This window comes from Microbacterium sp. P03 (genome assembly GCF_043556235.1).
Lineage (GTDB): Bacteria > Actinomycetota > Actinomycetes > Actinomycetales > Microbacteriaceae > Microbacterium.
This window is the reverse complement of the sequence record NZ_JBIGIM010000002.1, coordinates 102,165-128,409: the sequence shown is the minus strand read 5'-3', so window position 1 is coordinate 128,409 and position 26,245 is coordinate 102,165. Positions and strand designations below refer to the sequence as shown.

Annotated in this window: 19 protein-coding genes; 8 read left to right on the top strand and 11 right to left on the bottom strand. The window is 69.9% G+C overall.

Annotated features, from left to right (window positions below; genetic code table 11):
• Positions 1-9: 9 nt before the first annotated feature.
• Genes ACFXOO_RS07835 through ACFXOO_RS07810 form a run of 6 tightly spaced genes read left to right on the top strand, consistent with a single transcriptional unit; the run spans position 10 to position 8,368 of the window.
• Positions 10-1,011, top strand: coding sequence for a carbohydrate ABC transporter permease (locus tag ACFXOO_RS07835; protein WP_378841275.1), 1,002 nt, complete (start codon positions 10-12; stop codon positions 1,009-1,011).
• Positions 1,008-1,895, top strand: a complete 888-nt coding sequence (locus tag ACFXOO_RS07830) for a carbohydrate ABC transporter permease (protein ID WP_378853487.1) — start codon at positions 1,008-1,010, stop codon at positions 1,893-1,895. Before ACFXOO_RS07835 ends, ACFXOO_RS07830 begins: the two co-directional genes overlap by 4 nt.
• Positions 1,892-4,441 (top strand): glycoside hydrolase family 2 protein, encoded by a 2,550-nt coding sequence (locus ACFXOO_RS07825; protein ID WP_378853485.1) that lies wholly within the window; start codon positions 1,892-1,894, stop codon positions 4,439-4,441. Before ACFXOO_RS07830 ends, ACFXOO_RS07825 begins: the two co-directional genes overlap by 4 nt.
• Positions 4,438-5,415, top strand: coding sequence for a glycoside hydrolase family 113 (locus ACFXOO_RS07820; protein ID WP_378853483.1), 978 nt, complete (start codon positions 4,438-4,440; stop codon positions 5,413-5,415). Before ACFXOO_RS07825 ends, ACFXOO_RS07820 begins: the two co-directional genes overlap by 4 nt.
• The gene (locus ACFXOO_RS07815) at positions 5,412-6,374 is read left to right on the top strand and encodes an N-acetylglucosamine kinase (RefSeq protein ID WP_378841284.1); all 963 of its coding nucleotides are present in this window, start codon (positions 5,412-5,414) and stop codon (positions 6,372-6,374) included. Before ACFXOO_RS07820 ends, ACFXOO_RS07815 begins: the two co-directional genes overlap by 4 nt.
• Positions 6,371-8,368 (top strand): beta-galactosidase, encoded by a 1,998-nt coding sequence (locus tag ACFXOO_RS07810; RefSeq protein WP_378853481.1) that lies wholly within the window; start codon positions 6,371-6,373, stop codon positions 8,366-8,368. The genes ACFXOO_RS07815 and ACFXOO_RS07810 overlap by 4 nt, the downstream gene beginning before the upstream one ends.
• Positions 8,369-8,618: 250 nt before the next feature.
• Here ACFXOO_RS07810 and ACFXOO_RS07805 read toward each other — a convergent pair whose 3' ends face one another.
• Positions 8,619-10,838: an NADP-dependent isocitrate dehydrogenase gene (locus tag ACFXOO_RS07805; protein ID WP_378853479.1), complete on the bottom strand. Its 2,220-nt coding sequence runs from the start codon at positions 10,836-10,838 to the stop codon at positions 8,619-8,621.
• 206 nt (positions 10,839-11,044) lie between these two features.
• Between ACFXOO_RS07805 and ACFXOO_RS07800 the strand changes: the two genes are divergently transcribed.
• Positions 11,045-11,497, top strand: coding sequence for a GNAT family N-acetyltransferase (locus ACFXOO_RS07800; protein ID WP_378841289.1), 453 nt, complete (start codon positions 11,045-11,047; stop codon positions 11,495-11,497).
• Between the two features lie 282 nt (positions 11,498-11,779).
• Here ACFXOO_RS07800 and ACFXOO_RS07795 read toward each other — a convergent pair whose 3' ends face one another.
• The 4 genes from ACFXOO_RS07795 to ACFXOO_RS07780 all read right to left on the bottom strand — a co-directional run bounded on the left by ACFXOO_RS07795 (position 11,780) and on the right by ACFXOO_RS07780 (position 17,748).
• The gene (locus ACFXOO_RS07795; protein ID WP_378841291.1) at positions 11,780-13,597 is read right to left on the bottom strand and encodes an ABC transporter ATP-binding protein; all 1,818 of its coding nucleotides are present in this window, start codon (positions 13,595-13,597) and stop codon (positions 11,780-11,782) included.
• Entirely contained in the window at positions 13,594-15,417 is a 1,824-nt protein-coding gene (locus tag ACFXOO_RS07790; RefSeq protein ID WP_394563268.1) for an ABC transporter ATP-binding protein, read from the bottom strand. The genes ACFXOO_RS07795 and ACFXOO_RS07790 overlap by 4 nt, the downstream gene beginning before the upstream one ends.
• Positions 15,418-15,703: 286 nt before the next feature.
• Positions 15,704-16,246 carry a methylated-DNA--[protein]-cysteine S-methyltransferase gene (locus tag ACFXOO_RS07785; protein ID WP_378841296.1) on the bottom strand — a complete coding sequence of 181 codons (543 nt, stop codon included), beginning with the start codon at positions 16,244-16,246 and terminating at the stop codon, positions 15,704-15,706.
• Positions 16,243-17,748 carry an AlkA N-terminal domain-containing protein gene (locus ACFXOO_RS07780; protein ID WP_378853478.1) on the bottom strand — a complete coding sequence of 502 codons (1,506 nt, stop codon included), beginning with the start codon at positions 17,746-17,748 and terminating at the stop codon, positions 16,243-16,245. Before ACFXOO_RS07780 ends, ACFXOO_RS07785 begins: the two co-directional genes overlap by 4 nt.
• 281 nt (positions 17,749-18,029) lie before the next feature.
• Between ACFXOO_RS07780 and ACFXOO_RS07775 the strand changes: the two genes are divergently transcribed.
• Positions 18,030-19,454 carry a dihydrolipoyl dehydrogenase family protein gene (locus ACFXOO_RS07775; RefSeq protein WP_378841300.1) on the top strand — a complete coding sequence of 475 codons (1,425 nt, stop codon included), beginning with the start codon at positions 18,030-18,032 and terminating at the stop codon, positions 19,452-19,454.
• A gap of 24 nt (positions 19,455-19,478) precedes the next feature.
• On the opposite strand, the gene purH is transcribed toward ACFXOO_RS07775, so the two are convergent.
• The 6 genes from purH to sucC form a co-directional block, all read right to left on the bottom strand.
• Positions 19,479-21,086, bottom strand: coding sequence for a bifunctional phosphoribosylaminoimidazolecarboxamide formyltransferase/IMP cyclohydrolase (gene purH / locus ACFXOO_RS07770; protein WP_378841302.1), 1,608 nt, complete (start codon positions 21,084-21,086; stop codon positions 19,479-19,481).
• A gap of 34 nt (positions 21,087-21,120) precedes the next feature.
• Complete coding sequence (gene purN / locus ACFXOO_RS07765; protein ID WP_378841304.1) at positions 21,121-21,723, bottom strand: phosphoribosylglycinamide formyltransferase; 603 nt, start codon at positions 21,721-21,723, stop codon at positions 21,121-21,123.
• A gap of 4 nt (positions 21,724-21,727) precedes the next feature.
• Complete coding sequence (locus ACFXOO_RS07760) at positions 21,728-23,494, bottom strand: DUF6350 family protein (RefSeq protein ID WP_378853474.1); 1,767 nt, start codon at positions 23,492-23,494, stop codon at positions 21,728-21,730.
• Positions 23,495-23,578: 84 nt separating this feature from the next.
• Positions 23,579-24,019: a nitroreductase family deazaflavin-dependent oxidoreductase gene (locus tag ACFXOO_RS07755; protein ID WP_378841308.1), complete on the bottom strand. Its 441-nt coding sequence runs from the start codon at positions 24,017-24,019 to the stop codon at positions 23,579-23,581.
• Positions 24,020-24,138: 119 nt separating this feature from the next.
• Entirely contained in the window at positions 24,139-25,041 is a 903-nt protein-coding gene (gene sucD / locus ACFXOO_RS07750) for a succinate--CoA ligase subunit alpha (protein ID WP_378841310.1), read from the bottom strand.
• 28 nt (positions 25,042-25,069) lie between these two features.
• Positions 25,070-26,233, bottom strand: coding sequence for an ADP-forming succinate--CoA ligase subunit beta (gene sucC, locus ACFXOO_RS07745; RefSeq protein ID WP_378841312.1), 1,164 nt, complete (start codon positions 26,231-26,233; stop codon positions 25,070-25,072).
• Positions 26,234-26,245: the final 12 nt, after the last annotated feature.

Below are 26,245 nucleotides of genomic sequence, written 5' to 3'. Positions count from 1 at the left end.
AGAAGCATCATGGCACTCACCACCGAAGGGGCTGCCCCGAGCGGCGCACCTGCCAGCCTCTCCGCTCCCGTCCGCTCACGCCTGTTCCGCGGCCCGCGCCGCGGAACAGGCGGTGGCGGGCAGACGAGCGGACCGATCACGGGAAAGACCTTCCTGGGAAAACTCACGCCGTGGCTGTTCCTGGCCACCGCTCTCGGACTGCTCCTGCTCTTCACCTACTGGCCCGCGCTGAACCTCTTCTACTTCAGCGTCACCGACTGGGACGGCATCGACCAGACGAAGAACTTCGTCGGTCTCGACAACTACGTCCGGGTGTTCACCGATCCGCGCATCTTCAGCGTGTTCGGTGTGAGCCTCTACTACTTCATCGCCACGTTCGCCCAGATGGGCATCGCGCTGTATTTCGCGACGATCCTGAGCTTCTCGACGCGATTCCAGAACCTGTTCCGCGGCATCCTGTTCTTCCCGTACCTGATCAACGGCGTCGCGATCGGATTCGTCTTCCTCTACCTGTTCCAGCCGGGCGGCACGCTGGACACCGTCCTGTCGTGGGTGGGCGTGACCGACCCCCCGCAGTGGCTCGGCGACCCCGATATCATCAACTGGTCGTTGGCCGGCACGTCGATCTGGCGTTACACCGGCCTGAACTTCGTGCTGTTCCTCGGCGCGATCCAGTCGATCCCGCGTGAACTCTACGAGGCCGCCGAGCTCGACGGGGCGAACCGCTTCCAGCAGTTCAAGGCACTGATCTTCCCCGGCATCCGGCGCATCATCGGCCTGTCCTTCATCCTCGCGGTCGCCGGCGCGCTGAGCGTCTTCGAGATCCCCTTCGTGATGACCGGCGGAGCCAACGGCTCGGCCACGTTCGTCATCCAAACACTGCAGACCGCTTTCCAGTTCCGGCAGGTGGGGCTCGCCTCCGCCATGGCCGTGGTGCTCCTGGCGATCGTCGTCATCGTGACGATCATCCAACGCAAGCTCTTCCCCGACGACAAGGTGGACCTGACATGACGACCACGGCCGATCGTTCCCTCGCCGCAGGTCGGCAGATCAAGGGCATGTCGCCCGGCGCGCGGCTGCGCGGCATGAGTGCGACCACCGCCAAATACGTGAGCCTCATCCTGGGTGCGCTCTTCACGCTGCTGCCCCTGTCTGTCGTGCTCTTCGCCAGCCTCAAGACGAAGCAGGAATACGCAGCGACCGGACCCTTCGACCCGCCCGCCGACTGGCTCAACTTCTCGAACTTCGTCACCGCATTCACGAGCGGCGAGATGCTGCAGGGCTTCATCAACACCACGATCGTGCTGGTGGTCTCGCTCGTCGGCACGATCTTCATCGGAACCATGGCGGCGTACGCGATCGACAGGTTCGCCTTCCGCGGCAAGAAGCTCGTGATGGCCCTGTTCCTGACCGCGACGCTCATCCCCAGTGTGACGAGCCAGGTGGCCACTTTCCAGCTGATCAACGGTCTCGGGCTCTACGACACGAAGACCGCGCTGATCCTGCTGTTCATGGGCACCGACGTGATCGCGCTGTACCTGTTCATCCAGTTCATGCAGTCGATCCCCATCTCGCTGGATGAAGCGGCGATGATCGACGGAGCGAACCGGTGGACCATCTACTGGCGCATCGTGCTCCCTCTCCTCAAACCCGCCATCGCGACCGTCGTCATCATCAAGGGAATCGCCATCTACAACGAGTTCTACGCCCCCTTCCTCTACCTGCCGTCGGAGGGGTTCATCTCGACCTCGCTGTTCCGGTTCAAGGGCCCGTTCGGTGCCCAGTGGGAGATCATCGCCGCCGGTACGATCGTCGTCATCATCCCCACGATCCTCGCTTTCCTGCTTCTGCAGCGCTGGATCTATCGCGGTCTCACGGCGGGAGCGGTCAAGTGAGCGCGACGCAGACCGGGAGCCGCACGCGCACCGGCCTTCATCGGCGCGAACTCCACCAGGGCTGGTCGCTGCAGGCGACGGCCGGCCCCGTGCCCGACTCAATCGCACGGCGGACCGTCGCCGCGGAGGTGCCGGGGTGCGTGCACACCGACCTGCTGCGTGCCGACCTCATCCCCGACCCGTATCTCGATGACAACGAGTCGGCGCTCGCGTGGATCGGACTCGTCGACTGGGCGTACTCCACGGTGTTCTCCGCGGAGCCGGGTACGGCAGATCGCACGGATCTCGTCTTCGAGAGCCTCGACACGGTGACCGAGATCCGCCTCAACGGAACTCTGCTCGGACAGACCGCCAACCAGCATCGGTCCTACCGCTTCGACGTGGGCGATCTGCTCACGCCGGGCGAGAACTCCCTGCAGATCCTCTTCCGCTCCCCGATCAAGTACGCCAACGCTCAGAGCCTCGCCCTCGGACAGCGCGAGCGACCATACCCCCTCCCGTACGACGCGATCCGCAAGTCCGCCTGCAACTTCGGGTGGGACTGGGGCATCGCGACGTACACGAGCGGCATCGTGGGGCCGGTCGCCCTGGAGTCCTGGTCGGTCGCGCGCCTCGCCGAGGTGCGGGTCGTCGCCACGCCCGACGGCAATGGCGGGACGATCGACGTGGACGTGACGCTGGAACGAGCAGCGGATGCCGCGGCCGCCCCGCTGCTTCTGCGGATCGCCGTCGACGGACCCGGTCTCGACGCCGGATCGCTGCCGATCGCCGTCATCGACGTGGACGGCGACCGGGTGCGTGGTCGGATCGAACTCGAGGACGTGCGGCGGTGGTGGCCTGCGGGCTACGGCGATCAGCCCCTCTATGTCGTGGACGTCGTCCTCGACCAGGTCGGCGGCGTCGTGTTCGACGACACGCATCGCCGCGTCGGCTTCCGCACCGTGCGTTGGGACACCGAACCGGATGCCGCGGGCACGCCCTTCACCCTGATCGTCAACGACCAGCCGGTGTTCGTGAAGGGCGCCAACTGGATTCCCGACGACGCCCTGCCCGTCCGCGTGGACCGCGCGCGCTATCGGCGCCGGCTGGAGCAGGCGCTGGCCGCGAACCTCAACCTGATCCGCGTCTGGGGCGGAGGGCTGTACGAGTCCGACGACTTCTACGGGCTCTGCGACGAGCTCGGCCTGCTGACCTGGCAGGACTTCCTCTTCGCGTGCGCCGCCTATGCCGAAGAGGAGCCGCTGCGTTCCGAGGTGGAAGCGGAAGCCCGCGAGAACATCGTGCGGCTCGCATCGCACCCCTCGCTCGTGCTCCTCACGGGCAACAACGAGAACCTTTGGGGCTACGAGGACTGGGGGTGGAAGCAGCGCCTCGACGGCAAGACCTGGGGCGCCTACTACTACTACGACCTCTTCCCCCGCCTGATCGATGAACTCGCGCCGCACGTTCCGTACGCACCGGGGTCGCCGTTCAGCCCGGGCGACGGCGGGTCAGCGGACGATCGGGGGGAGCCGGAGCACCGGTCGCGCCTGCACCCCAACGACGAAGAGCACGGCTCGATGCACCTGTGGGAGCAGTGGAACCGACGGGACTGGCTCACCTACCGCGAGCACCGTCCCCGCTTCGTCGCCGAGTTCGGCTGGCAGGGGCCGCCCACGTGGACGACCCTCACGCGCTCCATCAGCGACAACCCGCTCACGCCCGAGTCGCCCGGGATGATCGTCCACCAGAAGGCCATGGAGGGGAACGTCAAGCTCACCGGCGGACTCGTGCCTCACTTCCGCTTCCCGGACGACATGGACCGTTGGCACTGGGCGATGCAGCTCAACCAGGCGATCGCCGTGCGCACCGCGCTCGAGCACTTCCGCTCCTGGGCGCCGCACACGATGGGCGCCATCGTCTGGCAGCTGAACGACTGCTGGCCGGTGACGTCCTGGGCGGCCATCGACGGCGACGAGCGCCCGAAGCCCCTCTTCCACGCACTGCGCGCGGCCTTCGCTCCCGTCCTCGTGACGGTGCAGCCGCGCGAAGACGGGCTGTCGGTCATCGTCGGCAACGACACAGCTCAGTCCGTGGACGGGGAGCTGACCCTGAGGCGCCTCAACTTCGACGGCACGGAGCTCGCCCGCGCGGTCACCCGCGTGGCGGTGGACGCACGCGGCACGGCGACGGTGCGTCTGCCCGACGACGTGGCCGTCGCGGGCGACACCTCCCGTGAACTGATCGTGGCCGAGGTCGACGGTGTGCGCGGCTTCTGGTTCTTCGCCGAGCCGCGAGACAGCGCCCTCCAGACCGCCACGGTCGCCCTCTCGGTCACCGAGGTGGACGGCGGAGTCGATGTCACGCTGACCACGCGAGGACTCGTCCGCGACCTGACGCTCCTCGTCGACAAGGTCGCGCCCGGCGCGCACGCCGGCGACGGACTCATCACGCTCCTGCCCGGCGAATCGGTGACGGTCCACGTTCACGGCCTCACCTCGGCACAGGCGCCCGCCCTCTCGCACCCCGCAGTCCTGCGCACGGCCAATGAGCTGGTCGCCTCGTGACGGTCGAACCCACAGCCGCCGCCTGGCCGTACCCGCCGGTGTGCGGCATGACCTGGGGATGGGTCGGCACCCGCGGCACATGGGCGACCCCTGCGGCCGCGGATTCGATGGCCCGGATGGCCGAGCTTGGCGTCAACTGGACGGCCCTGGCCTACTCGGCCCTGCAGGAGACCCCCTTCAGCACCGAGATCGGCTTCCTGGAAGCACCGACCGCGACCGATGACGAGATCGTCTGGGCGATCCGCGAGGCGAAGAGCCTCGGGCTCCGGGTGTGCCTCAAGCCGGTGGTCAACTGTGCCGACGGCACGTGGCGTGCGCACATCGGCTTCTTCGACTGGGACGTGCCGCGCGAGCCCAGCTGGAGCGACTGGTTCGCGTCCTACCGCGCCTTCATCCTGCACGCGGCCGAGCTCGCTGCCGCCGAGCAGTGCGAGATGCTCTGCATCGGGTGCGAGATGGTGCGCGCCGACGGCCAGGAGGCGCACTGGCGGGCGCTGATCGCCGATGTGCGCGCCGTGTACTCCGGCCTGATCACCTACAACTGCGACAAGTACCAGGAAGACCACGTCTCGTGGTGGGATGCGATCGACCTCGTCTCTTCCAGCGGCTACTACCCCATCGACACCTGGGAGCAGGAGCTCGACCGCATCGAAGCCGTGGTCGCGGCATCCGGCAAGCCGTTCTTCTTCATGGAGGCGGGCTGTCCGAGCCGTACCGGCTCACCGGATCTGCCGAACGACTGGTCGCTGCCGGGAGAGCCGTCGGGAGACGAGCAGCTGCGCTACTACCGTGCGATGTTCACGGCGTGCGCGCAGCGCCCCTGGGTGGGCGGGTTCATGCTCTGGGACTGGCCGGCCACGCTCTATCGGCCGGAGGACGCCGGCGCGAACGACGACTACTGCCCGTACGCCAAACCCGCGGGAGAATACCTGCGCGAGGTCTACGGGGCAGCGCTGACGGGAGCACGAGCATGACCACCAGAGCGGTGCTGGCGATCGACGCCGGTCAGAGCGGCATGAAGGTGCGACTCGTGAGCGGCCGGTCCTCCGAAGATCTGCTCTTCGGCGGCATCCGCACGCACGAAGCGCTGCTGCCGCAGGTGGCCGACGTCGTGCGCGCGGCGCTCGCACGCACGGGGGCTCATGCCGATGTGGTCACGGCGGGTATCTCGGGGCTCACCGATCGGGACGCCGATCCGGATGTGCTCCTGTCGATGCTCGCCGACACCGGCATCCACGAGGTCGTCCTGGCCCACGACTCGACCACGTCGTTCCTGGGCGCCCTCGGCGACGCACACGGTTCGGTGGTCGCGTCGGGCACCGGAGTGGTCACTCTCGCGGTCGGGGCCGACGCCGTCGCACGGGTCGACGGCTGGGGCTATCTCATGGGCGACGCCGGCAGCGGATATTGGATCGGCCGGGAGGCCCTCGAGGCTGTCATGCGCGCTTTCGACGGCCGCGGTGAGCCGACGGCCCTGACCGAGGTCGTCCGCGGTCACTGGCCCGACCTCACCCAGGCCTACATCCAGCTGCAGGGAGACGAAGGGCGCGTGCAGGTGGTGGCGTCGTTCGCCGCCGATGTCGCCCGCCTCGCAGTCCAGGGGGACGAGGTCGCCGAGAAGATCACGCGGCAGGCCGCGCACGAGCTGGCGCAGAGTGTCATCGCGTCGCTTCGACGGGTGGCCCGACCCGAAGACGCCACGCTCTCGGTGTGCGCGATCGGAGGCGTGTTCCGCTCCCGCCTGCTGCGGGAGTCGTTCGATCGGGAGCTCGACGCCGCCGACCTTTCGAGGGGCGCCGCGCCCATCGCGATCCGTCTCGTCGAGCCGCGCGGTGTGGGGATCGACGGCGCCGTCGCCCTCGCCGACCTGTCGCCGAGGCATCCGCTCTCCGCCGTCGTCCATCACGCGGAGGCGGCGAGGAGACTCGCATGACGATCACGGACGGCGCTCTTCTCTTCGGCGGCGACTACAACCCCGAGCAGTGGTCGGAATCGGTGTGGCAGGACGACCTCGACCTGATGCGCGAGGCCCGGGTGAACACCGTCACGCTCGGGGTCTTCGCGTGGAGCTTCCTCGAGGTCGACGACGATGTCTGGGACTGGGACTGGTTCGACCGCGTCGTCGCCGGCTTGAGCGACGCCGGCATCGGCATCGACATGGCGACGCCCACGGCGGCTCCGCCGGTCTGGCTGCAACGCGCGCACCCCGAGATCATCCCGGTCGACAGGCGGGGCATCCGCTTCCACCAGGGCGGGCGTCTCGGCTGGTGCGCCAGCCACCCGACGTGGCACCACTACTCCGCCCGCATCGCTGCGCGGCTGGGAGAGCGCTACGGCACCCACCCGGCCGTGCGCATGTGGCACGTGGGCAACGAGCTGGGCGGCGGCAATCGGCTCTGCTACTGCGACGCGTCGACCGCGGCCTTCCGCGAGTGGTGCCGGCACCGCTACGGCACGATCGACGCGGTGAACGCCGCGTGGGGCACCGCATTCTGGGGTCTGCGGTACCGCGGGTTCGACGACATCACCGCTCCGCTCGCGAGCGAATCGGGGACGAGCCCGTCGCTGCTGCTCGCCTACGACCGCTTCAGCTCCGACGCCCTGCGCGACCAGTACCGCCGCGAGCGCGATGCCCTGCGGTCGGCCGGCGTCGTCACGCCCATCACGACGAACCTCATGCTCACCGTCGGCGGCAGCGTCGCCGACTACGCGGACTGGGTGCCCGACCTGGATGTCGTCGCCATCGACCACTACACCGTGGCCGCCGACCCGCACCGCGAGACCGATCTGGCCTTCGTCGCCTCCCGCGCACGGGGCTTGGACCGACGTCGCCCGTGGCTGCTGATGGAGCACTCCACGAGTGCGGTCAACTGGCAGCCCCGCAACCCGCCGAAGGCCCCCGGCGAGATGACGCGCCACAGCGTGCAGCACATCGCCCACGGATCGGACGGGGCGCTGTTCTTCCAATGGCGCGCATCGGCATCCGGCGTCGAGCAGTACCACTCGGCGATGGTTCCGCACGCGGGCACCGAGACCCGGCAGTGGCGCGAGGTCGTCCAGCTCGGGCGGCTCGTCGAGCGCCTCGCTCCGCTGGCGGGCAGCCTCGTGGAGCGCTCGCGCGTCGCGATCGTGGCTGACATCCCCGCGAAATGGGCGTGGGAGGAGGCTCAGCCCCCGCTGCACGACTACCCGATCGAGCGCGCCGGCCGCCGGTGGCACGAAGAGCTGTCGCGGCGCGGTCACGGCCCCGACGTCATCCCCCCGACCGCCGATCTGAGCGGCTACGAGCTGCTGGTCGTCCCGGGCATGTACGCGACCGACGACGACGCCGCCGCTGCGCTGGCCGCAGCGGCCGAGGCGGGTGCGACCGTCGTGATCGGCCACCTGTCGGGTGTCGTCGACGGCGAGGGCCGCGTGCGCCTCGGCGGGTACCCGGGCGCTTTCCGGGACCTGCTCGGAGTGTTCGTCGAGGAGTTCACCCCGCTTCTCGAGGGCGCAGCCACACGTCTCGCCTCGGGCGCCGTCGCCCGCGACTGGACCGAGCGCTTACGGGCCGTCGACGCGGAGGTCGTCGACACCTACGCCGAGGGCTCGCTGTCCGGGCTCCCCGCCGTGACCCGCCGCGCCGTCGGCGCGGGGCAGGCCTGGTACGTCTCCGCCGACGTGCACGAGGGCTTCTCCGACCTCGTCGACACGATCGCGGCCGCATCGCGGGTGACGCCGCGCCTGCCCGTCGTCGACGGCGTCGAGACCGTCCGCCGGGTGGGCGCCGCGGCGTCGTGGCTGTTCGCGATCAACCACGGCGACCGAGACGCCGAGGTCGCGGCATCCGGAGTCGACCTCGTCACCGGCCGCGAGGTGACGGCCGCCGTGCACGTGCCGGCCGGCGGGGTCGCGGTCGTTCAGGGGCCGCGCCCGATCGGCTGACCGGCGAAGCGCGGCGCCCGCGCCACCTGACAGACCCGGGTGGAACGTGGTGGCAGGGAAGACCTGGCGGGGTGGATCAGCGGCGGGCCGTGCCCGACTTCTGCAATCCGTTGACGCTTCTCGCCGCCGACCGCGCGAACACGACAGGCGCCCGCGACGCTTCGCCTGCTTCGCAGAAGTCCGGGACGCTCACACCCGGGGACGAGGAACGGATGCGGCCGCATCCGCTCCTCGTCAGGCTGCGCCGCCGTCAGCTGATGGCGTCGACGATCCCGTTGAATGTCGCGGACGGACGCATGACCGCGTCGACAAGCTCGGGCTTCGGGCGGTAGTAGCCGCCGACGTCGACGGGCGAGCCCTGGTCGGCGTTCAGCTCCGCGACGATCTTCTGCTCCTCCGCGGCGAGCGCCTCAGCGACCGGCGCGAACACGGCGGCCAGCTCGGGATCGGTCTTCTGGGCCGCGAGCTCCTGCGCCCAGTAGAGCGCCAGGTAGAAGTGGCTGCCTCGGTTGTCGATCGATCCGAGCTTGCGACCGGGCGACTTGTCGTTCTCGAGGAACGTGCCGGTCGCGGCATCCAGCGTCTCGGCCAGCACGTGAGCCTTCGTGTTCCCGGTGAACTCGGACAGGTGCTCGAGCGACGCGGCGAGCGCGAAGAACTCGCCCAGGGAGTCCCATCGCAGGTAGTCCTCCTCGATGAGCTGCTGCACGTGCTTCGGCGCCGAACCGCCCGCGCCCGTTTCGAACAGTCCGCCGCCGGCGAGCAGCGGGACGATCGAGAGCATTTTGGCGCTCGTGCCGACCTCGAGGATCGGGAACAGGTCGGTGAGATAGTCGCGCAGCACGTTGCCGGTGACCGAGATCGTGTCCTCGCCCTTGCGGAGGCGTGCCAGCGTGTAGCGCGTCGCCTCTTCGGGAGCCAGGATCAGGATCTGCACGTCGTGCGCGTCGAGCGTCGCGAGCGCCTGGTGCACCTTGGCGATCAGCTGCGCATCGTGTGCGCGGTTGACGTCGAGCCAGAACACCGCGGGAACGCCCGTGGCGCGCGCGCGTCCGACGGCCAGCCGCACCCAGTCGATGATCGGGATGTGCTTTGTCTGGGTCGCGCGCCAGATGTCGCCCGTCGAGACCTCGTGCGAGATGAGCACCTCGCCCGCGCTGTCGAGGATCTGAACCACGCCGGGCGCCGCGATCTCGAACGTCTTGTCGTGGCTGCCGTACTCCTCGGCCGCCTGCGCCATGAGTCCGACGTTCGGCACGGTGCCGATCGTGGTCGGATCCAGCGGACCGTGCGCGATCACATCGTCGATGACCGCCTGGTAGACGCTCGCGTACGACGAGTCGGGGATGACGGCGAGCGTGTCGTCTTCGCCGCCGTCGACGCCCCAGAGCTTTCCGCCGTTGCGGACGAGAGCGGGCATCGACGCATCGACGATGACGTCGGACGGGACATGCAGGTTCGTGATGCCCTTGTCGGAGTTCGTGTACGAGAGGCGGGGGCCGTTCTCGAGGTCGGCCTCGACGGCCGCTGCGATCTCGGCGCCCTGCGAGAGTGAGCCGAGCCCCGACAGGATCGAGCCGAGCCCGTTGTTGGGCGTGAGTCCGGCCTCGGCGATCGCCGTGCCGTACTTCTCGAAGACATCGGGGAAGTACGCCTTCACGACGTGACCGAAGATGATCGGGTCGCTGACTTTCATCATCGTGGCCTTGAGGTGCACGGAGTAGAGGACGTCTTCGGCCTTGGCCGCGGCCAGGGTCTCGGCGAGGAAGGCGTCGAGAGCGGAGGCCGAGAGGAACGTCGCGTCGATGATCTCGCGCGGCAGCACCTTCAAATCGCTCTTGAGCACCGTGACCGTGCCGTCGGCGGCGACGTGCTGCACCGTCAGGACGTCGTCATGGGCCGCGACCCACGACTTCTCGTTGCTCTTGAAGTCGTCATGCCCCATGGTGGCGACGCGGGTCTTCGAGCCCTCGGGGAACGGCTTGTTCACGTGCGGATGCTTGCGCGCATAGTTCTTCACCGACAGCGGTGCCCGGCGGTCGCTGTTGCCCTCGCGGAGCACGGGGTTGACCGCCGAACCCTTGATGCGGTCGTACCGCGCCCGGATGTCCTTCTGCTCCAGCGTCTGAGCGTCATCCGGATAATCGGGGATGTCGTAGCCGGCGGCCTGCAGCTCGGCGATCGCGCCCTTCAGCTGCGGGATCGACGCGGAGATGTTGGGGAGCTTGATGATGTTCGCCTCGGGGAGCGTCGCGAGTCCGCCGAGCTCGGCGAGGGCGTCGCCGACCTGCTGCTCCGGAGTGAGCTTCTGCGGGAAGGCCGCGAGGATGCGTCCCCCGAGCGAGATGTCACGCGTCTCCACATCGATGCCCGCGGGGCGCGTGAACGCCTGCACGATCGGCAGGAACGAGGCGGTCGCCAGGGCAGGCGCCTCGTCGGTGTACGTGTAGATGATGGTCGATTCAGTCACCGTTGTCGTCTCCGTTCAGGTCTCCGTCCAGCCTAATGCACCGCGAAAAGTATCTCGACGTCAAGATACTTCGCCCCGCCGTGGGCACGACGCCCGAGGTGGCGTGCGCCACCGGCCCGTGCGAGCGTGCGGACGCTGGGCGGGGTCAGGGCGATTTCCCGGACTGCGGTCTGGGGCTGGGATGCCCGGAGCGATAGCCTGACTCCATGACCGAACTTCGGCTCGAGGAACTGTCCGCCACCACGATCGTGGCGGTCAACAACATGTCGCTCAAGCCGGGGCAGGAGGAGTTCCTCTCCCCCGTGAGCTACGGCATCGCCGCGACCGTGGTCAATCCGCAGACCTCGTGGCAGCGCGTCGTGCTGGACGGCGCCGATGTCGTCGGTTTCGTCAGCGCCAACTTCGATCCGGACTTCCCCCAGGACCACTTCCGCTCCGTACTCTGGCGCATCAATGTCGATGCCGACGAACAGGGGCGCGGATTGGGCCGCTTCCTGGTGGAGTCCCTGCTCGACGAGGCCCGTTCCCGCGGCGTCGACCACGTCAACGTCATCTACGAGGCCGGCGAGGGCGGGCCGGCGGCGTTCTTCGAGCGCGTCGGCTTCTCCGTGGTGGGCGAGACGGAGTACGGCGAGGTCATCGCCGAGATCCGCCTGTAGCCCGGAGGAGGGCCAGGCTCCGCCTGTGGGGCGAGCCCAGACCGGGACGAGCACGACCGAGCGAGCCCGGGCCGGGGCAGCCCCGACTCCGGCCGGCGTCCCGCGCGACTGCGCGATTCTGCGACACGCCGCGCACGGCCACGTCTGCCGGGGCGTCCCGAACTCCTGCAGAAGTCGGGGACGCCGTCAGGCCGCGCGCCGCGCCGAGGACCCGCACGCCGCGAGGACGACGGATGCCTCGACCTCCGCCGGAGCGAGGGTCGAGGCATCCGTGCCCGCGTCTCAGACGAGCGACTCCCGCCACGCGGCGTGCAGCTGGGCGAACTTGCCCGTGCCGGCGATGAGCGTCTCGGGGGTGTCGTCCTCGATGATGCGACCATGCTCCATGACGAGCACCCGGTCGGCGATCGCGACCGTCGAGAGACGGTGCGCGATGATGATCGCCGTCCGGTCGGCGAGCAGGGTCTGCAGTGCGTCCTGGATCTGACGCTCCGACGGCATGTCGAGCGACGCCGTGGCCTCGTCGAGGATGAGCACCGCCGGGTCGGCGAGGAACGCCCGTGCGAACGAGATCAGCTGTCGCTGTCCCGCCGAGACGCGCCCGCCCCGCTTGTTGACGTCGGTGTCGTATCCGTCCGGGAGCGCCCTGATGAACGTGTCGGCGCCGACCGCGCGAGCGGCCGCCTGGATCTGCTCGAACGTCGCGTCGGGTCTGCCGAGCGCGATGTTGTCGGCGACCGTGCCCGAGAACAGGTAGGCCTCCTGCGTCACCATCACGATGGCGCGACGAAGGTCCTTCGGGTGCAGCCGACGGAGGTCGATGTCGTCGAGGGTGATGACCCCTCGGGTGGGGTCGTAGAACCGCGCGATCAGCTTCGCGAGCGTGGACTTCCCCGCGCCCGTCGTCCCCACGAGGGCGATCGTCTGCCCCGCCGGGATGTCGAGCGTGAAGTCCGGCAGGATGGTGCGGTCATCGACGTAGCTGAACTCGACGTCGTCGAACCGGATGTGCCCGCGCGAGGTCCAGAGGTCGATCGGCTCGGTCGGGTCGGGCACGGTGGGCTTCTCCTCGAGCACGCCCGAGACCTTCTCGAGCGCCGCCGTCGCCGATTGGTAGGAGTTGAGGAACATCGCCACCTCCTGGAGAGGCGAGAAGAAGTTGCGCACGTACAGCACGGCCGACAGCAGGGTTCCGATCAGCAGGGCACCGTCGGCGACCCGCAGCCCGCCCCACAGCAGGACGGCGGCGACCGAGAACGCGGCGATCACCATCAAGCCGGGCTCGAACGTGCCGAACAGCCGGATCGATCGCATGTTGACTTCGCGGTACTGGGCCGACAGCTCGCCGAACTCCTCGTCGTCGCGCTTCTCCTTGCGGAACGCCTTCACGGCCCGGATCCCGGTCATCGTCTCGACGAACTTCACGATCACCTTGGCGCTGACCACGCGTGATTCGCGGTACACCAGCTGAGACCGCGCGTAGAACCAGTGCATCAGCGCGTAGAGCGGAATGCCGGCGACCAGCAGCACGAGGCCGGAGCGCCAGTCGAGGATGAACAGCGCGATCAGCGTGAACGCGCCGTACAGCAGACCCGACACCAGCTCGTTGAGGCCGCCGTCCAGCAGTTCGCGGATGGTGTCGAGGTCGCTCGTCTGGCGGGAGATGATGCGCCCCGAGGTGTAAGACTCGTGGAACTCCAGGCTCAGGCGCTGCGTGTGCAGGAAGATGCGGCGGCGAAGCTCGAGCATGACCGCCTGGGTGAGGCGCGCGGTGACGACGGCGTACCAGCCGATGAGGGCTGCACCGCCGATCGCGGAGACCAGATACACGGCCACGACGCCGATCGTCGGCATCCAGTTCGCCTGATCGATCACCGCGGGCAGGGCCGAGTTGATGCCGTAGGCGATCAGCAGCGGGCCGAGAACCTGCAGCGCCGTCGAGACGATCAGGACCGCCGCGGCCAGCACGAGCCGCGCGCGCAGCGGCAGGAGCAGCGAGCCCAGCAGCCGCAGCGAACGCTGACGGATCGAACGGCTCTCGGCGCGCGTGTAGTCGGAGCGGTCTTCGCCGCTGGTGCCTGAGACGGTGGGGGCGCTCACAGGTTCACCTCCCTCTCCCGCATGCGGGCTTGCTCGCCCTCGAGGCTCGAGATGACGTAGCGGTAGTGGTCGCTCGTGGCGAGGAGCTCGGCGTGGGTGCCGACCGCCGTGACGCGTCCGGCCTCCATGAGCGCCACGCGGTCGGCGAGGGTCACGGTCGACGGCCGATGCGCGACGATGAGCGCCGTGGTCGACGCCATGACCTCGCGCAGCGCATCCTCCACGAGCGCCTCGGTGTCGACGTCGAGCGCAGACAGCGGGTCGTCGAGCACGAGCACGGCGGGGCGCGCGGCGACCGCCCGTGCGAGCGCGAGCCGCTGGCGCTGGCCGCCGGAAAGACTCATCCCCTCTTCTCCGATGACCGTCTCGACGCCGTCCGGCAGGTCGTAGACGAACGCGGCCTGGGCCACGGCGAGGGCTTCGCGCAGCACCTCGTCGGCCTCGGCGCTGCCCGCCTCCAGCTCCTCTCTTCCGAGGAGCACGTTCTCGCGCACGGTCTGCGAGAACAGGGTGGCGTCTTCGAAGGCCATGCCGATGTGGGTGCGCAGTTCGTCGAGCGTGAGGTCGCGGATGTCGACGCCGTCGAGGGTCACCCTCCCGGCCGTCACGTCGTAGAGGCGCGTCGGCAGAGTCGTGAGCGTGGTCTTGCCGCAGCCGGTCAGCCCGACGAGCGCCATCGTCTCGCCCGGACGCAGCACGAGGTCGACCCCGTCGACCAGATCGCGTTCGGATGCCGCAGCATCCGGATATCGGAAGTGCACGTCCTCGAACACGAGAGCGCCACGGGGGTAGGCGATCGTCACCGGGTTCTCCGGATCGACGATCGTGTTCTCCTCGTCGAACACCTCGAACAGGCGGTCGGTCGCGGTGCGTGCATCGAGGAGGAACGAGAAGAGGAATCCGATCGACTCCATCGGCCACCTCAGCACGGTGGCCATCGCGAAGAAGGCCACGAGGGCGGGGATGCCGAGCTGCCCGAGCTGCACGAGCACGATGCCGACGCCCAGGCACAGCGCGAACGCGACGCCGGGGAGCAGCACCAGCCAGAACCAGATCCAGCCGACCGACCGCGCCTTGTCGATCTCGGTCTCACGGAGCGTCTCAGCCTGGCGGGTGAACTTGCGCAGCGCGTGGGCGCCCCGCCCGAACGCCTTCAGGACGCGGATGCCGTGCACGCTCTCCTCGACCGAGGTCGCGAGGTCGCCGGCCTGATCCTGACTCTGCCGGGTCAGGGCGCCGTACGTCTTCTCGAACCGGTAGCCCGAGTACCACAGCGGCGCGCAGCAGATCAGGAACGTGAGGCCCAGCGCCCAGTGCCAGCTGAACAGCAGCGCCATACCGATGAGGATCGTGAGCAGGTTGACAATGAGCAGCACCAGCCCGAACGCCAGCCAGCGTCGCAGCATGCTGATGTCCTGCATCATGCGACTGAGGAGCTGACCCGACTGCCACCGGTCGTGGAAGGAGACGGGCAGGCGCTGCAGGCGCGCGTAGAAGCTGGTGCGCAGGTCGTACTCGACCTTCGTCGCGGGTGACAGCACGAACCAGCGCCGCGCCCACACGAGCGCGGCTTCGATGAGCCCGAGCACGAGAATCGCGACGGCGCCCCACGTGATCTGGCCGGGGTCGCCCGTGGCGATGGGACCGGCGACGATCTGCTCGAGCACCAGAGGGATGGCCAGCGCCGCGAGGCTCGCCAGCAGCGCGCTGACGAGTCCGAGCGAGAGCCGACCCACCACGGGTCGGGCGAACGGGTAGAGCCGCGCCAGCGCGCGGAAGGTGGAGAGATCGGACCGGGGGTTCTCGGCGGTGGAAGTCATGATCCTTGTGGGATGTCGGCGTGAGTGGTGCGAGGAGAGGGAAGTGGACGCCGGAAGGCGCAACAGCGACGGATGACGCCGACGGAGACGAACGCGGGGCGGCGCGTGGCCGCCGGACCTCAGGAGAGGCGGAGCGTGCGGCTCGGAAGGATGGCGGCGACCGACGTGATCACGTTCGGGTTCATGGCATCCTCCTCTGGGCGGGGCATCCGCGTGTGCGGCTGACAGCTTTCCAGGCTATGCCCAGGTCGACGATTCGTGCAAGCGGGGAGCGAAACCCGTCCGATCAGACCGCGGCGACCGTCGACTCGCGCGCGAGGAGCCCGCGTTTCACGTCGACTCCCCACGCGAAGCCGCCCAGACTGCCGTCGCCGCGCAGGACACGATGGCACGGCACGAAGAGCGCAGGGGCGTTGCGGGCGCAGATGGATGCCGCGGCCCGGACGGCGCGCGGATGTCCGAGGGCGGCGGCGAACTCCGCGTACGACAACGGCCGGCCGGGCGCGATCGCCCGGAGCGCCGCCCACCCCTGCAGCTGCATCGCGGTGCCCGCCTGGGCGACCTCGACGGCGTCGATCGCGGCGAGGTCTCCCTCGTAATAAGCGCCGACGGCGGCCGCAGCATCCGTCTCCCCCTCCTGCACCACGTCGGGGGCGATGGCGCGCGGAATACGCGCGAGCGCGGCCTCGCGGTCGGCCGTCCACCCCGAGGCGATCACGCGACCGCGTCCGTCGGCGACGATCGTGAAGGGACCATCGGGCGTCGCGATCGTCTGGAGGGTAGCGGCCCGGGCGAGGCCGGTGCGGGTCGGCGAGGTGAGGAGGGTCATGGTGAATCTTCCGGTGTCGGTGGCGTGCGCCACGAGGCGGTCACGGGGGCGGCGTACCAGAGGTGCGCCATGAGATAGCTGCGCCACGGGGCGGCGCGCGTCGCCCAGGCCGTCAGGCCGACGGCATCGGCGGGAACCCCGGCGGCGGCCGCACCCGCCCGCGCCGCCACGTCACCCGGCAGCAGCACGTCGGGGTCGCCGAGCACGCGCATGCGCACGTAGTCGGCGGTCCACGGACCGATGCCCGGCATCGCGATCAGGGCCGCACGCTGCTCGTGCGGGTCGTCTCCCGGGGTGAGGTCGAGGTCGCCCGAGGCGAGCGCCGCCGCCGCGGCGATCACCGACCGCACACGGGCCGCGGGGCCGCGCAGCACCTCGTGCCCGCGTTCGGCGATGGCCGCGACCGTGGGGAAGAGGAGCATGTCACCCCCCGGGGTGTCCATGCGCTCCCCCAGCGCCTCCGCGAGTCGGGTCATCGCCGTACGAGCGGCGGCGACCGAGATCTGCTGGCCGACCATCGCGCGGATCAGCATCTCGTGGGCGTCGACGGCGCCCGGCACGCGGACGCCGGGAACGCGTGCGACCAGGGGGGCGAGTTCCGGATGCTGCGCCAGCGCCTCATCGACCGCCACCGGGTCGGCGTCCAGGTCGAAGAGCCTCCGCGCCCGGGCGACGATCAGCGACAGGTCCGAGAGTCGGGAGAGCTCCGCCCTCAGTCGGACTCGGCCGCCGTCGTCGACGCGCAGCTCCAACCAGGCGGGACCGCCGGGGAGCCGAAGGGTTCTCGCGAAGGTCGAGGCCGTCCCCGCCTCCACACCCCCGACCGCGTGCGCGGCCATCCAGCCGAACAGACCGACGTCGTCCAGCGGCCCTCTGTGGGGCAGGACGAGGTCGATCCGTCCCGGAGCCGGATTCTCACCGCGTCGACGGGCGCGCAGTTCGAGCGGGGTCATGCCGAAGACCTCGCGGACCGTGTCGTTGAACTGTCGGATGCTCCGGAACCCGGCTGAGAACGCGACATCGGCCGCCGGCAGGTCGGTGCCGACGAGCAGCATGCGGGCCGTGTGTGCGCGATGGGCGCGACTGAGCGCGAGAGGACCGGCCCCGACCTCCGTGGTGAGCAGTCGAGTGAGGTGTCGCGTCGAGTAGCCCAGGCGGGCGGCGAGCCCGGGCACCCCTTCGCGCTCGACCACCCCGTCGGCGATGAGTCGCATCGCGCGGCCGGCGGCGTCGCTGCGCAGGTTCCACTCGGGCGACCCCGGCGCGGCCTCGGGCAGACACCGCTTGCACGCGCGGTAGCCCGCCTCGTGGGCGGCCGCACTCGTGGCGAAGAAGCTCACGTTGGCGGGCTTCGGGGTGCGCGCCGGACAGCTCGGGCGGCAGTAGATGCCGGTCGTCCGCACCGCGGTGACGAACTGCCCGTCGAAGCGCGTGTCGCGCGAGTCGATCGCGCGATAGCGCTCATCGAACGTCATCGACGGGCGAGCGGCGGCGATGGTCATGCCCCCAGCCTGACACGGACCGAGGACACCGGCTGGCGGGAATCGGACACCAGGATGCCGGCGTCGCCGGGCCGACTCCCGCCCCACGGGCTCGACTCCGTCCCGAATCCGGCGATCAGCCGGAGTCGGGCCGCTTCGCGGGGGATCAGCCTGATCTCCGAGGGTCGCCTGAGTGCGGCCGCGCAGGTGCCGGCACCGAGGGAGGAGGCGTCACGGATGCCACGGTGAAGACCTGGGCGCAAGCCCGAGCGGTGCGGGCACGGCGACGCTAGCGTGGGCACATGAGCGAAACCACGTACGACGTCATCGTGATCGGGGCCGGCGCCGTCGGCGAGAACGTGGCGGATCGGGCGGTCCAGGGCGGGATGAAGACCGTCATCGTCGAAGCCGAACTGGTGGGCGGGGAGTGCTCGTATTGGGCGTGCATGCCGTCGAAGGCCCTGCTGCGGGCAGGTGCCGTCCTGCGCGCCGCCCGCGACGTGGACGGAGCGGCCCAGGCCGTCACCGGCGAGGTCGACATCGCCGGCGTGCTGCGCCGCCGCGACAAGACCACCCACGACTGGAACGACGACTCGCAGGTGAAGTGGCTCGAGGGTGCGGGCATCGACCTCGTCCGCGGTCACGCGCGCATCACCGGTCGCAACACCGTTCGCGTCACCGCCGGCGACGGCTCGACCACCGACCTCGTCGCGCGCCACGCCGTCGCGGCCTGCACCGGCTCGGCGGCCCTCCTGCCCGACATCCCCGGCCTGCGCGACATCGCTCCGTGGACGAGTCGGGAGGCCACCTCGGCCGAGAGCATCCCCGGCTCGCTCGCGATCATCGGCGGCGGAGTCGTCGCCGCCGAGATGGCGACGGCCTATGCGGGATTCGGCACGAAAGTCACTCTGCTGCTGCGCTCCGGGCTGCTGCAGAACATGGAGCCGTTCGCGGGTGAACTCGTGACGGCCTCGCTCGAGAAACTCGGCGTCGACATCCGGGACGGGGTCGAGGTGACCTCCGCGCGGCGCGACGGCGGGACCGCGTCGCTGCAGCTGTCGGACGGAACGACGGTCGAGGCCGAGGAGGTGCTCGTCGCGATCGGCCGCACGCCCGTCACGGGCGACCTCGGGCTCGACAGCGTCGGGCTCACTCCGGGCGAGTGGTTCGACGTCGACGACACGATGCTCGTGAAGGGCACGGACTGGCTGTACGCGGTGGGCGACGCCAACCACCGTGCGCTCCTCACCCATCAGGGCAAGTACCAGGCGCGCGCGGCCGGAGACGTCATCGCCGCACGCGCCAACGGCGCCGAGGTCGACGACGCGCCGTGGGGCGTCCACGTGGCCACAGCCGACCACGACGCGGTCCCCCAGGTGACCTTCACCGATCCCGAGGTCGCTTCGGTCGGTGTCACCGAGAAGACCGCGCGAGCGGCGGGGCGCCGCATCCGCGTCCTGGACTACGACCTCTCGTGGGTGGCCGGGTCGAGCAGCGTGGCCGATCACTACGTGGGGCAGGCGCGCGCGATCGTCGACGAGGATCGCGGCGTGCTCATCGGCGCGACCTTCGTCGGACCGGATGTCGCCGAGCTGCTGCACTCCGCGACGATCGCGATCGTCGGCGAGGTCCCCCTCGAGCGCCTCTGGCACGCGGTGCCGTCCTACCCGACCGTCAGCGAGGTCTGGCTGCGATGGCTCGAGGAATACGGCCGCCCCACCGCGTGAGCTGCCGGTCCGCCGTGGGCGGCCTCAGTGGAAGAAGTGCCGCTCGCCGGTGAAGAACATCGTCACTCCGGAGGCACGCGCCGCGGCGATGACCTCGTCGTCGCGCACCGAGCCGCCGGGCTGCACGATGGCCGACACCCCGGCGTCGAGAAGCACCTGCGGCCCGTCGGCGAACGGGAAGAAGGCGTCGGATGCCGCGATCGATCCGGCCGCGCGATTTCCGGCGCGTTCGACTGCCAGGCGGCAGGAGTCGACGCGGTTGACCTGACCCATGCCGATTCCGACCGTGGCCGATCCGGTGGCCAGGACGATCGCGTTCGACTTCACGGCGCGGCACGCCTTCCACGCGAAGATGAGGTTGGCCATGTCGGCCTCGGCGGGGCGCTCGCCCGAGACGAGCTGCCAGTCTTTCGCGACCGATTCGATGTCGTCGGGGAAGCGGTCGGCGTCCTGCAGCAGCAGCCCACCCGAGACGAGGCGCACGTCCATCGTCTCCTGCTGCCAGTCGGCGGGCAGGAGCAGGACACGCAGATTCTTCTTCAGAGCGAACACTTCTAGTGCTTCGGGCTCGAAGCCGGGCGCGACGATCACCTCGGTGAAGATGTCACGCAGGTTCTCGGCCATCTTGAGCGTCACCGTGCGGTTCGCCGCGATCACTCCCCCGAAGGCCGACACCGGGTCGCACTCGTGGGCACGCAAGTGGGCGCTGGCGATCTCGTCGCGGGCGTTCGGCGCCGCCACAGCGATGCCGCAGGGGTTCGCGTGCTTGATGATCGCCACCGCGGGCTTCACCATGTCGAACGCCGCCCGCAAGGCGGCGTCGGCGTCGACGTAGTTGTTGTAGGACATCTCCTTGCCCTGCAGCTGCGTAGCCTGCGCGATGCCATGCCCTCCGGTGCGGGTGTAGATCGCCGCGCGCTGGTGCGAGTTCTCGCCGTAGCGCAGGGTCTCGAGCCGCTCGGCGCGGATCGTCAGGTGCTCGGGCAGGTCGTTCCCCGCCGCCAGGGTCCCCTCCGCGAACCAGGTCGCGACCGCCCGGTCGTAGACCGCCGTATGCGCGAACGCGCGCGCCGCCAGCTCGCGGCGCTGTTTGAGCGTCGTGCCGCCCGCTGCCACCGCCTCGATCACCGAAGGGTAGGACTCGGGAGAGACGACGATCGCGACGTTGGCGAAGTTCTTGGCGGATGCTCGCACCATCGCGGGCCCGCCGATGTCGATCTGCTCGACGACGTCGTCGCCTTCGGCACCGGAGGCGACCGTCTCGACGAACGGGTAGAGGTTCACCACCACGAGCTCGAAGGGCTCGATGCCGAGCTCCTGCAGCTGCCGCTCGTGGTCTTCGAGGCGGAGGTCTGCCAGCAGCCCCGCGTGCACGCCGGGGTGGAGCGTCTTGACTCGCCCGTCGAGGGATTCGGGGAAGCCCGTGACAGCCGACACGTCGGTGACCGCGTGACCGGCGTCGCGAATGGTGGCAGCCGTCGAACCGGTCGACACGATCTCGACGTCGGCCGCGGCGAGCGCCTCGGCGAGGCGCAGCAGGTCGGTCTTGTCGCTCACCGAGACGAGCGCGCGGCGGATCGGCACGACGTCGCGGTCGCGGTAGAGGGACGGATCGTGGCGGGGACCGGCCATGGGGGCTCCTGACGGATCGGGGCGGGAAGGGGCTCTAGGACGTGGTGGGGGCGGTCTGCGCCGCGAGGTCGAGCTCGCCGGTGGCGATGCGGCGCACGACGTCGATCAGCAGCCGACGCTCGACCGGCTTGATGCGCTCATGCAGGCTGTGCTCGTCGTCGCCGGCGAGCACGGGCACTCGTTCCTGGGCGAGGATCGGGCCGCTGTCGATGCCGTTGTCGACGATGATCACGCTCGCCCCGGTGCGGGTCGCGTCGGCGGCGAGCGCGTCGCGCACTCCGTGCGCACCGGGGAACTCCGGCAGGTATGCGGGGTGGGTGTTGATGATGCGAGGGGCCCACGCATCGACCAGTCCCGACGGCAGCAGTCGCATGAGGCCGCTCAGCACGACGAGGTCGGGCTTCCAGACCTCGAGCTGCGCTCCCACCTCGGCGCCCCATTCGTCGCGCGACTCGAACTCGCGCCACGGGACGAGAAAGGTGGGGATGCCGTATGCCTCGGCGTGCGCGAAGCCGTCGGCCTCGCGATCGGCTCCGACGACGATCACCCGGGCGGGGAAGTCGGCCTCGGCGGCCGCCTCGAGGAGGGCCCTCAGATTGGAGCCGGCTCCGGAGATGAGGACCGCGACCGTGAGCACGCGGTCAGTCTACCGGGGGCAGCGGCGCGGGACGACGGGGGGCCGGGGCGTCACCGGGCTGGGATTCGCGGGGGACGAGGGGCGGAGGCGGTTCTTCGGGGACGGGCACGGGCACGGACTCGGGCGCGGCCTCAGCCGCGGCGTCCGCGGCACGGTCAGCACCCTTCCTCGCACCGCCGGGGTCCTTCCGGGCGGTGCGTCCCTTCTTCGGAGCGTTCGTGCGGCTCTTCTTCGTCGTCCGGTCGGTCGCCCGCACCCCCGGGTCGACCTCGGCAGCCGCGTCCTTCTCCGCCGGCGCGTGGTCCGCGTCGTAGGGAGTGGACGTCCATCGCTCCGCGTACGTGATGACCGAGGCATCCGTCGACGAACGCGCGATCGCGTCATCCCACGAGCTCTCCGTCAGGCCCTGGTCGCGCCGACGGTCGCGCCGACGGCGGGGGCGCGGCGAGAGCAGCAGGATCGAGGCGCCCAGGAGTACCTCCAGCCCCACCGCGAGAGCGACCGGACCCACGCTCGGGCCGACCGCCGACAGCGTGCCGGGACCGATCGAGCCGGACGCGAACCACGCCAGCAGCGCCACGGCCCCCGCGACGATGACGGCGATGCCGACCGCGATCGTGAGTCGGGCGCCGATGGGCTCGTCGACGGAGTCCTTCTCCTCGTGCGCGGCCTGCGGGGATGCGGCGGCCGGCTCGACGGCGGTCGGGGCGAGGAGCCCGTCGAGCGCGGCCGTGGCCCACGGCACCGATGCGCCGGGACGCGCCGTCGAGCCGGGCTCGATGGCAGGGACCTGCAGCAGACGGGAGCGGACGACCCATCCGGCGAAGGCGCCGAGCGCGACCGGAAACAGAGCAAGCAGCAGCATCCACGGCGAGATGGACCCGGGAAGTGCACCGAGCACGGGGATGCCGGGGAGCACGCCGACCTGCGTGCCGGCGGGCGATACGACCGTGCCGGGACCGATCGCGAACCCGGGCCCGATGACGTAGGAGAGGGCCCACACGATCAGTGTGGGGAGGTAGGCGAGCTGCGCGAGCGTCGTCACCGTCGCGCCGATCACATCCACGTGCCCCGCCTCGAAGAGGGCGATGATCTGCGCGCCTCCCCCCACGAGCGCCACGGCGACCCCGAGCGCTCCGACGGCCGTCAGCCCGGCGATCACGACGGCGGCACCGCGCACGGCGAGCCCCGGTACCTCGCCCCAGCCGTGGAGCTGTCGCTCGATGCGGTCGCGAGCACGGGCGATCACACCGGCCCCCGCCTCCCGCCACTCCGTGACGATCGCGCCTGCCAGGGCGGGGATGGCGAACAGCAGCGTCGGGAAGAGCACCGCCTGCCACGTCTCGACCGTCGCGACGGCCGTCGAGGAGGTCCAGGCGATCAGCGCCGCCAGCGCGGCGAACGAGCCGGTGCCCACGAGCACCCCGGTCACCCAGCCATCGGCCCGGGAGGAACGCGCACCGGAACGCGCGGCGAAGATGACCGTGAAGGCCGCGAAGGCCAGGGGTGCCAACGACAGGGTGAAGGATGCCGCGTCCGCGGTGATCCCGGTGGCGGCCAGGTAGTCATCCGGCAGGGTGATCGCCAGCGGGACGAGGTGACCGAACTGCCAGATCGTCGCCGCCACCGGCCAGAGCGCCGCCCAGTCCGCCTGACCGCCGAGTCCGAAGACCCAGAGCAGTGTGAGCGGCGCGAGCACGACCGCGATGCCTGCGGCGGCCGCGATGGCGGCGTCGAAAGCGGTGAGGAGGGTGATGAGGAGGCGATTCATGCCTCATCGACCCTACCTACCGGGAGGACGCCTTCCCCGGCGGCCACGCCCGGCGCAGCATCCGCTCAGCCTGGGATCAGGGTGTCACTCGTCGAACGGATCGAGGAGGAAGATCGCGATCTGCCGGTCGGTCTTCTTCTGGTACTCGTCGTAGTCGGGCCAGACCGCCGTCGCGCGCTGCCACCACTCGGCGCGCTCGTCGCCCTGGAGCTCGCGCGCCGTGTAGTCGCGCGTGAGCGCACCGTCCTGCAGCTCGACGTGCGGCTCGGCGACGATGTTCCAGTACCAGGCGGGCGGCTCGGGCGTCCCGCCCTTGGAAGCCACGGCGAGGTAGCGGCCATCGTGCTCGACGCGCATGAGGGCCGTCTTGCGGAGCCCGCCGGACTTCGCGCCGACCGTCGTCAGCACGATGATCGGGACGCCGCGGAGCGTGTTCTCCTCCGTGCCCCCCGAAGCCTCGAACTTCTCGGCCTGGGTACGGGCCCACGCGTTGGTGCTGGGCTTGTATTCTCCGGTGAGCGGCATGACTTCACCCTATGCCTGCGGTCAGCGGCACGCAGATGACGGGTCCGGCGCGCGTCCGGGCGGGGAAACGCAGAGAGGGGCGGATGCCGCAGCATCCGCCCCTCTCGAAAAGCGTCCGGCTACAGAGCCGAAATGATCTCGCGCATGAGCTCGGCGGTCTCGCTGGGGGTCTTGCCGACCTTGACGCCGGCGGCCTCCAGGGCCTCCTTCTTGGCCTGCGCAGTACCTGCCGAGCCGGAGACGATCGCACCGGCGTGACCCATGGTCTTGCCCTCGGGGGCCGTGAAGCCCGCGACGTAGCCGACGACCGGCTTGGTGACGTGAGCCTTGATGTAGTCGGCCGCGCGCTCTTCGGCGTCGCCGCCGATCTCGCCGATCATGACGATCGCCTTCGTCTCGGGGTCGGCCTCGAACGCGGCGAGCGCGTCGATGTGCGTCGTGCCGATGACGGGGTCGCCGCCGATGCCGATCGCGCTCGAGAAGCCGATCTCGCGCAGCTCGTACATCATCTGGTAGGTCAGGGTGCCCGACTTCGACACGAGTCCGATCGGACCCTTGCCGGTGATGTTCGCCGGGGTGATGCCGACGAGCGACTCACCCGGCGTGATGATGCCGGGGCAGTTCGGGCCGATGATGCGGGTCTTGTTGCCCTTGGACTGCGTGTAGGCCCACGCCTCCGCGGTGTCGCCGACGGGAACGCCCTCGGTGATCACGACGAGCAGCGGAATCTCGGCGTCGATGGCCTCGACCATCGCGTCTTTCGTGAAGGCGGGCGGCACGAACGCGATCGACACGTCCGCTCCGGTCTTCTCGATGGCCTCCGCGACCGATGCGAAGACGGGCAGTTCGACCGTGGAGCCGTCGGCGGCGGTGTGCGAGACGGTGGTGCCGGCCTTGCGGGCGTTCACGCCACCGACGACCTGGGTGCCGGCTTTGAGCATGAGGGCCGTGTGCTTGGTGCCTTCGCCGCCGGTGATGCCCTGGACGATGACCTTGGAGTCCTTGTTGAGGAAGATCGACATTGCTTCAGAATCCTTTTCTCGAGCCTGATCAGGCGTTCGCGAGCTCGGCGGCCTTGTCGGCGCCCTCGTCCATGGTCTCGGCCAGGGTGACGAGCGGGTGGTTGGCTTCGCGCAGGATGGCGCGGCCCTCTTCCACCTTGTTGCCGTCGAGTCGCACGACGAGCGGCTTGGAAGCCGTGTCGCCGAGCGTCTGCAGGGCGCCCACGATGCCGTTCGCGACGGCGTCGCACGCGGTGATGCCGCCGAACACGTTGACGAAGACGCTCTTGACCTGCTCGTCGCCGAGGATGACGTCCAGGCCCGCGGCCATGACCGCCGCCGACGCCCCGCCGCCGATGTCGAGGAAGTTCGCGGGCTTGACCCCGCCGTGTCGCTCACCGGCGTAGGCGACCACGTCGAGGGTCGACATCACCAGACCCGCGCCGTTTCCGATGACGCCGACCTGGCCGTCGAGCTTGACGTAGTTCAGGTCGTTCGCCTTCGCCTTGGCCTCGAGCGGGTCGGCGGCGTCCTTGTCTTCGAGCTCTTCGTGATCCGGGTGTCGGAAGTCGGCGTTCTCGTCGAGCGAGACCTTGCCGTCGAGGGCGATGACGTCGCCGTCCTCCGTGAGCACGAGCGGGTTCACCTCGACGAGCGTGGCATCCTCGCCCGTGTAGACGTCGTAGAGCTTGACGAAGACGTCGGCGACCTTCGGTGCGAGTTCGTCGTCGAAGCCGCCGGCCTTCGCGATCTCGAGGGCCTTGGCCTGATCGATGCCGGTGAGGGGGTCGACCTGGATGCGCGCGAGGGCCTCGGGGCGCTCGACCGCGAGCTCCTCGATCTCCATGCCGCCCTCGACGCTGCAGAGGCTCAGGTAGGAACGGTTCGCGCGGTCCAGCAGCACCGAGAAGTAGAACTCCTTGTCGATGCGGGCGCCCTGCGCCACCATGACGCGCTTGACGATATGGCCCTTGATGTCGAGGCCGAAGATCGCCTTCGAGAGCTCGAACGCCTCGTCGGCGGACTTGGCGACCTTCACGCCACCGGCCTTGCCGCGGCCTCCGGCCTTGACCTGCGCCTTGACGACGACGACACCGCCGATCTTCTCGGCTGCTGCGCGGACCTCCTCCGGAGTGTCTGCGACGATGCCGGCGAGAACCGGCACCTCGTACTTCTCGAAAAGGTCTCGTGCCTGGTACTCGTACAGATCCACAGTGCAATCCTC

Coding starts and splice junctions, on each gene's coding strand:
- ACFXOO_RS07835 (WP_378841275.1), top strand. CDS start 10: ATGGCACTCACCACCGAAGGGGCTGCCCCGAGCGGCGCACCTGCCAGC.
- ACFXOO_RS07830 (WP_378853487.1), top strand. CDS start 1,008: ATGACGACCACGGCCGATCGTTCCCTCGCCGCAGGTCGGCAGATCAAG.
- ACFXOO_RS07815 (WP_378841284.1), top strand. CDS start 5,412: ATGACCACCAGAGCGGTGCTGGCGATCGACGCCGGTCAGAGCGGCATG.
- ACFXOO_RS07810 (WP_378853481.1), top strand. CDS start 6,371: ATGACGATCACGGACGGCGCTCTTCTCTTCGGCGGCGACTACAACCCC.
- ACFXOO_RS07800 (WP_378841289.1), top strand. CDS start 11,045: ATGACCGAACTTCGGCTCGAGGAACTGTCCGCCACCACGATCGTGGCG.
- ACFXOO_RS07790 (WP_394563268.1), bottom strand. CDS start 15,417: ATGACTTCCACCGCCGAGAACCCCCGGTCCGATCTCTCCACCTTCCGC.
- ACFXOO_RS07785 (WP_378841296.1), bottom strand. CDS start 16,246: ATGACCCTCCTCACCTCGCCGACCCGCACCGGCCTCGCCCGGGCCGCT.
- ACFXOO_RS07780 (WP_378853478.1), bottom strand. CDS start 17,748: ATGACCATCGCCGCCGCTCGCCCGTCGATGACGTTCGATGAGCGCTAT.
- ACFXOO_RS07775 (WP_378841300.1), top strand. CDS start 18,030: ATGAGCGAAACCACGTACGACGTCATCGTGATCGGGGCCGGCGCCGTC.
- purH (WP_378841302.1), bottom strand. CDS start 21,086: ATGGCCGGTCCCCGCCACGATCCGTCCCTCTACCGCGACCGCGACGTC.
- ACFXOO_RS07760 (WP_378853474.1), bottom strand. CDS start 23,494: ATGAATCGCCTCCTCATCACCCTCCTCACCGCTTTCGACGCCGCCATC.
- ACFXOO_RS07755 (WP_378841308.1), bottom strand. CDS start 24,019: ATGCCGCTCACCGGAGAATACAAGCCCAGCACCAACGCGTGGGCCCGT.
- sucD (WP_378841310.1), bottom strand. CDS start 25,041: ATGTCGATCTTCCTCAACAAGGACTCCAAGGTCATCGTCCAGGGCATC.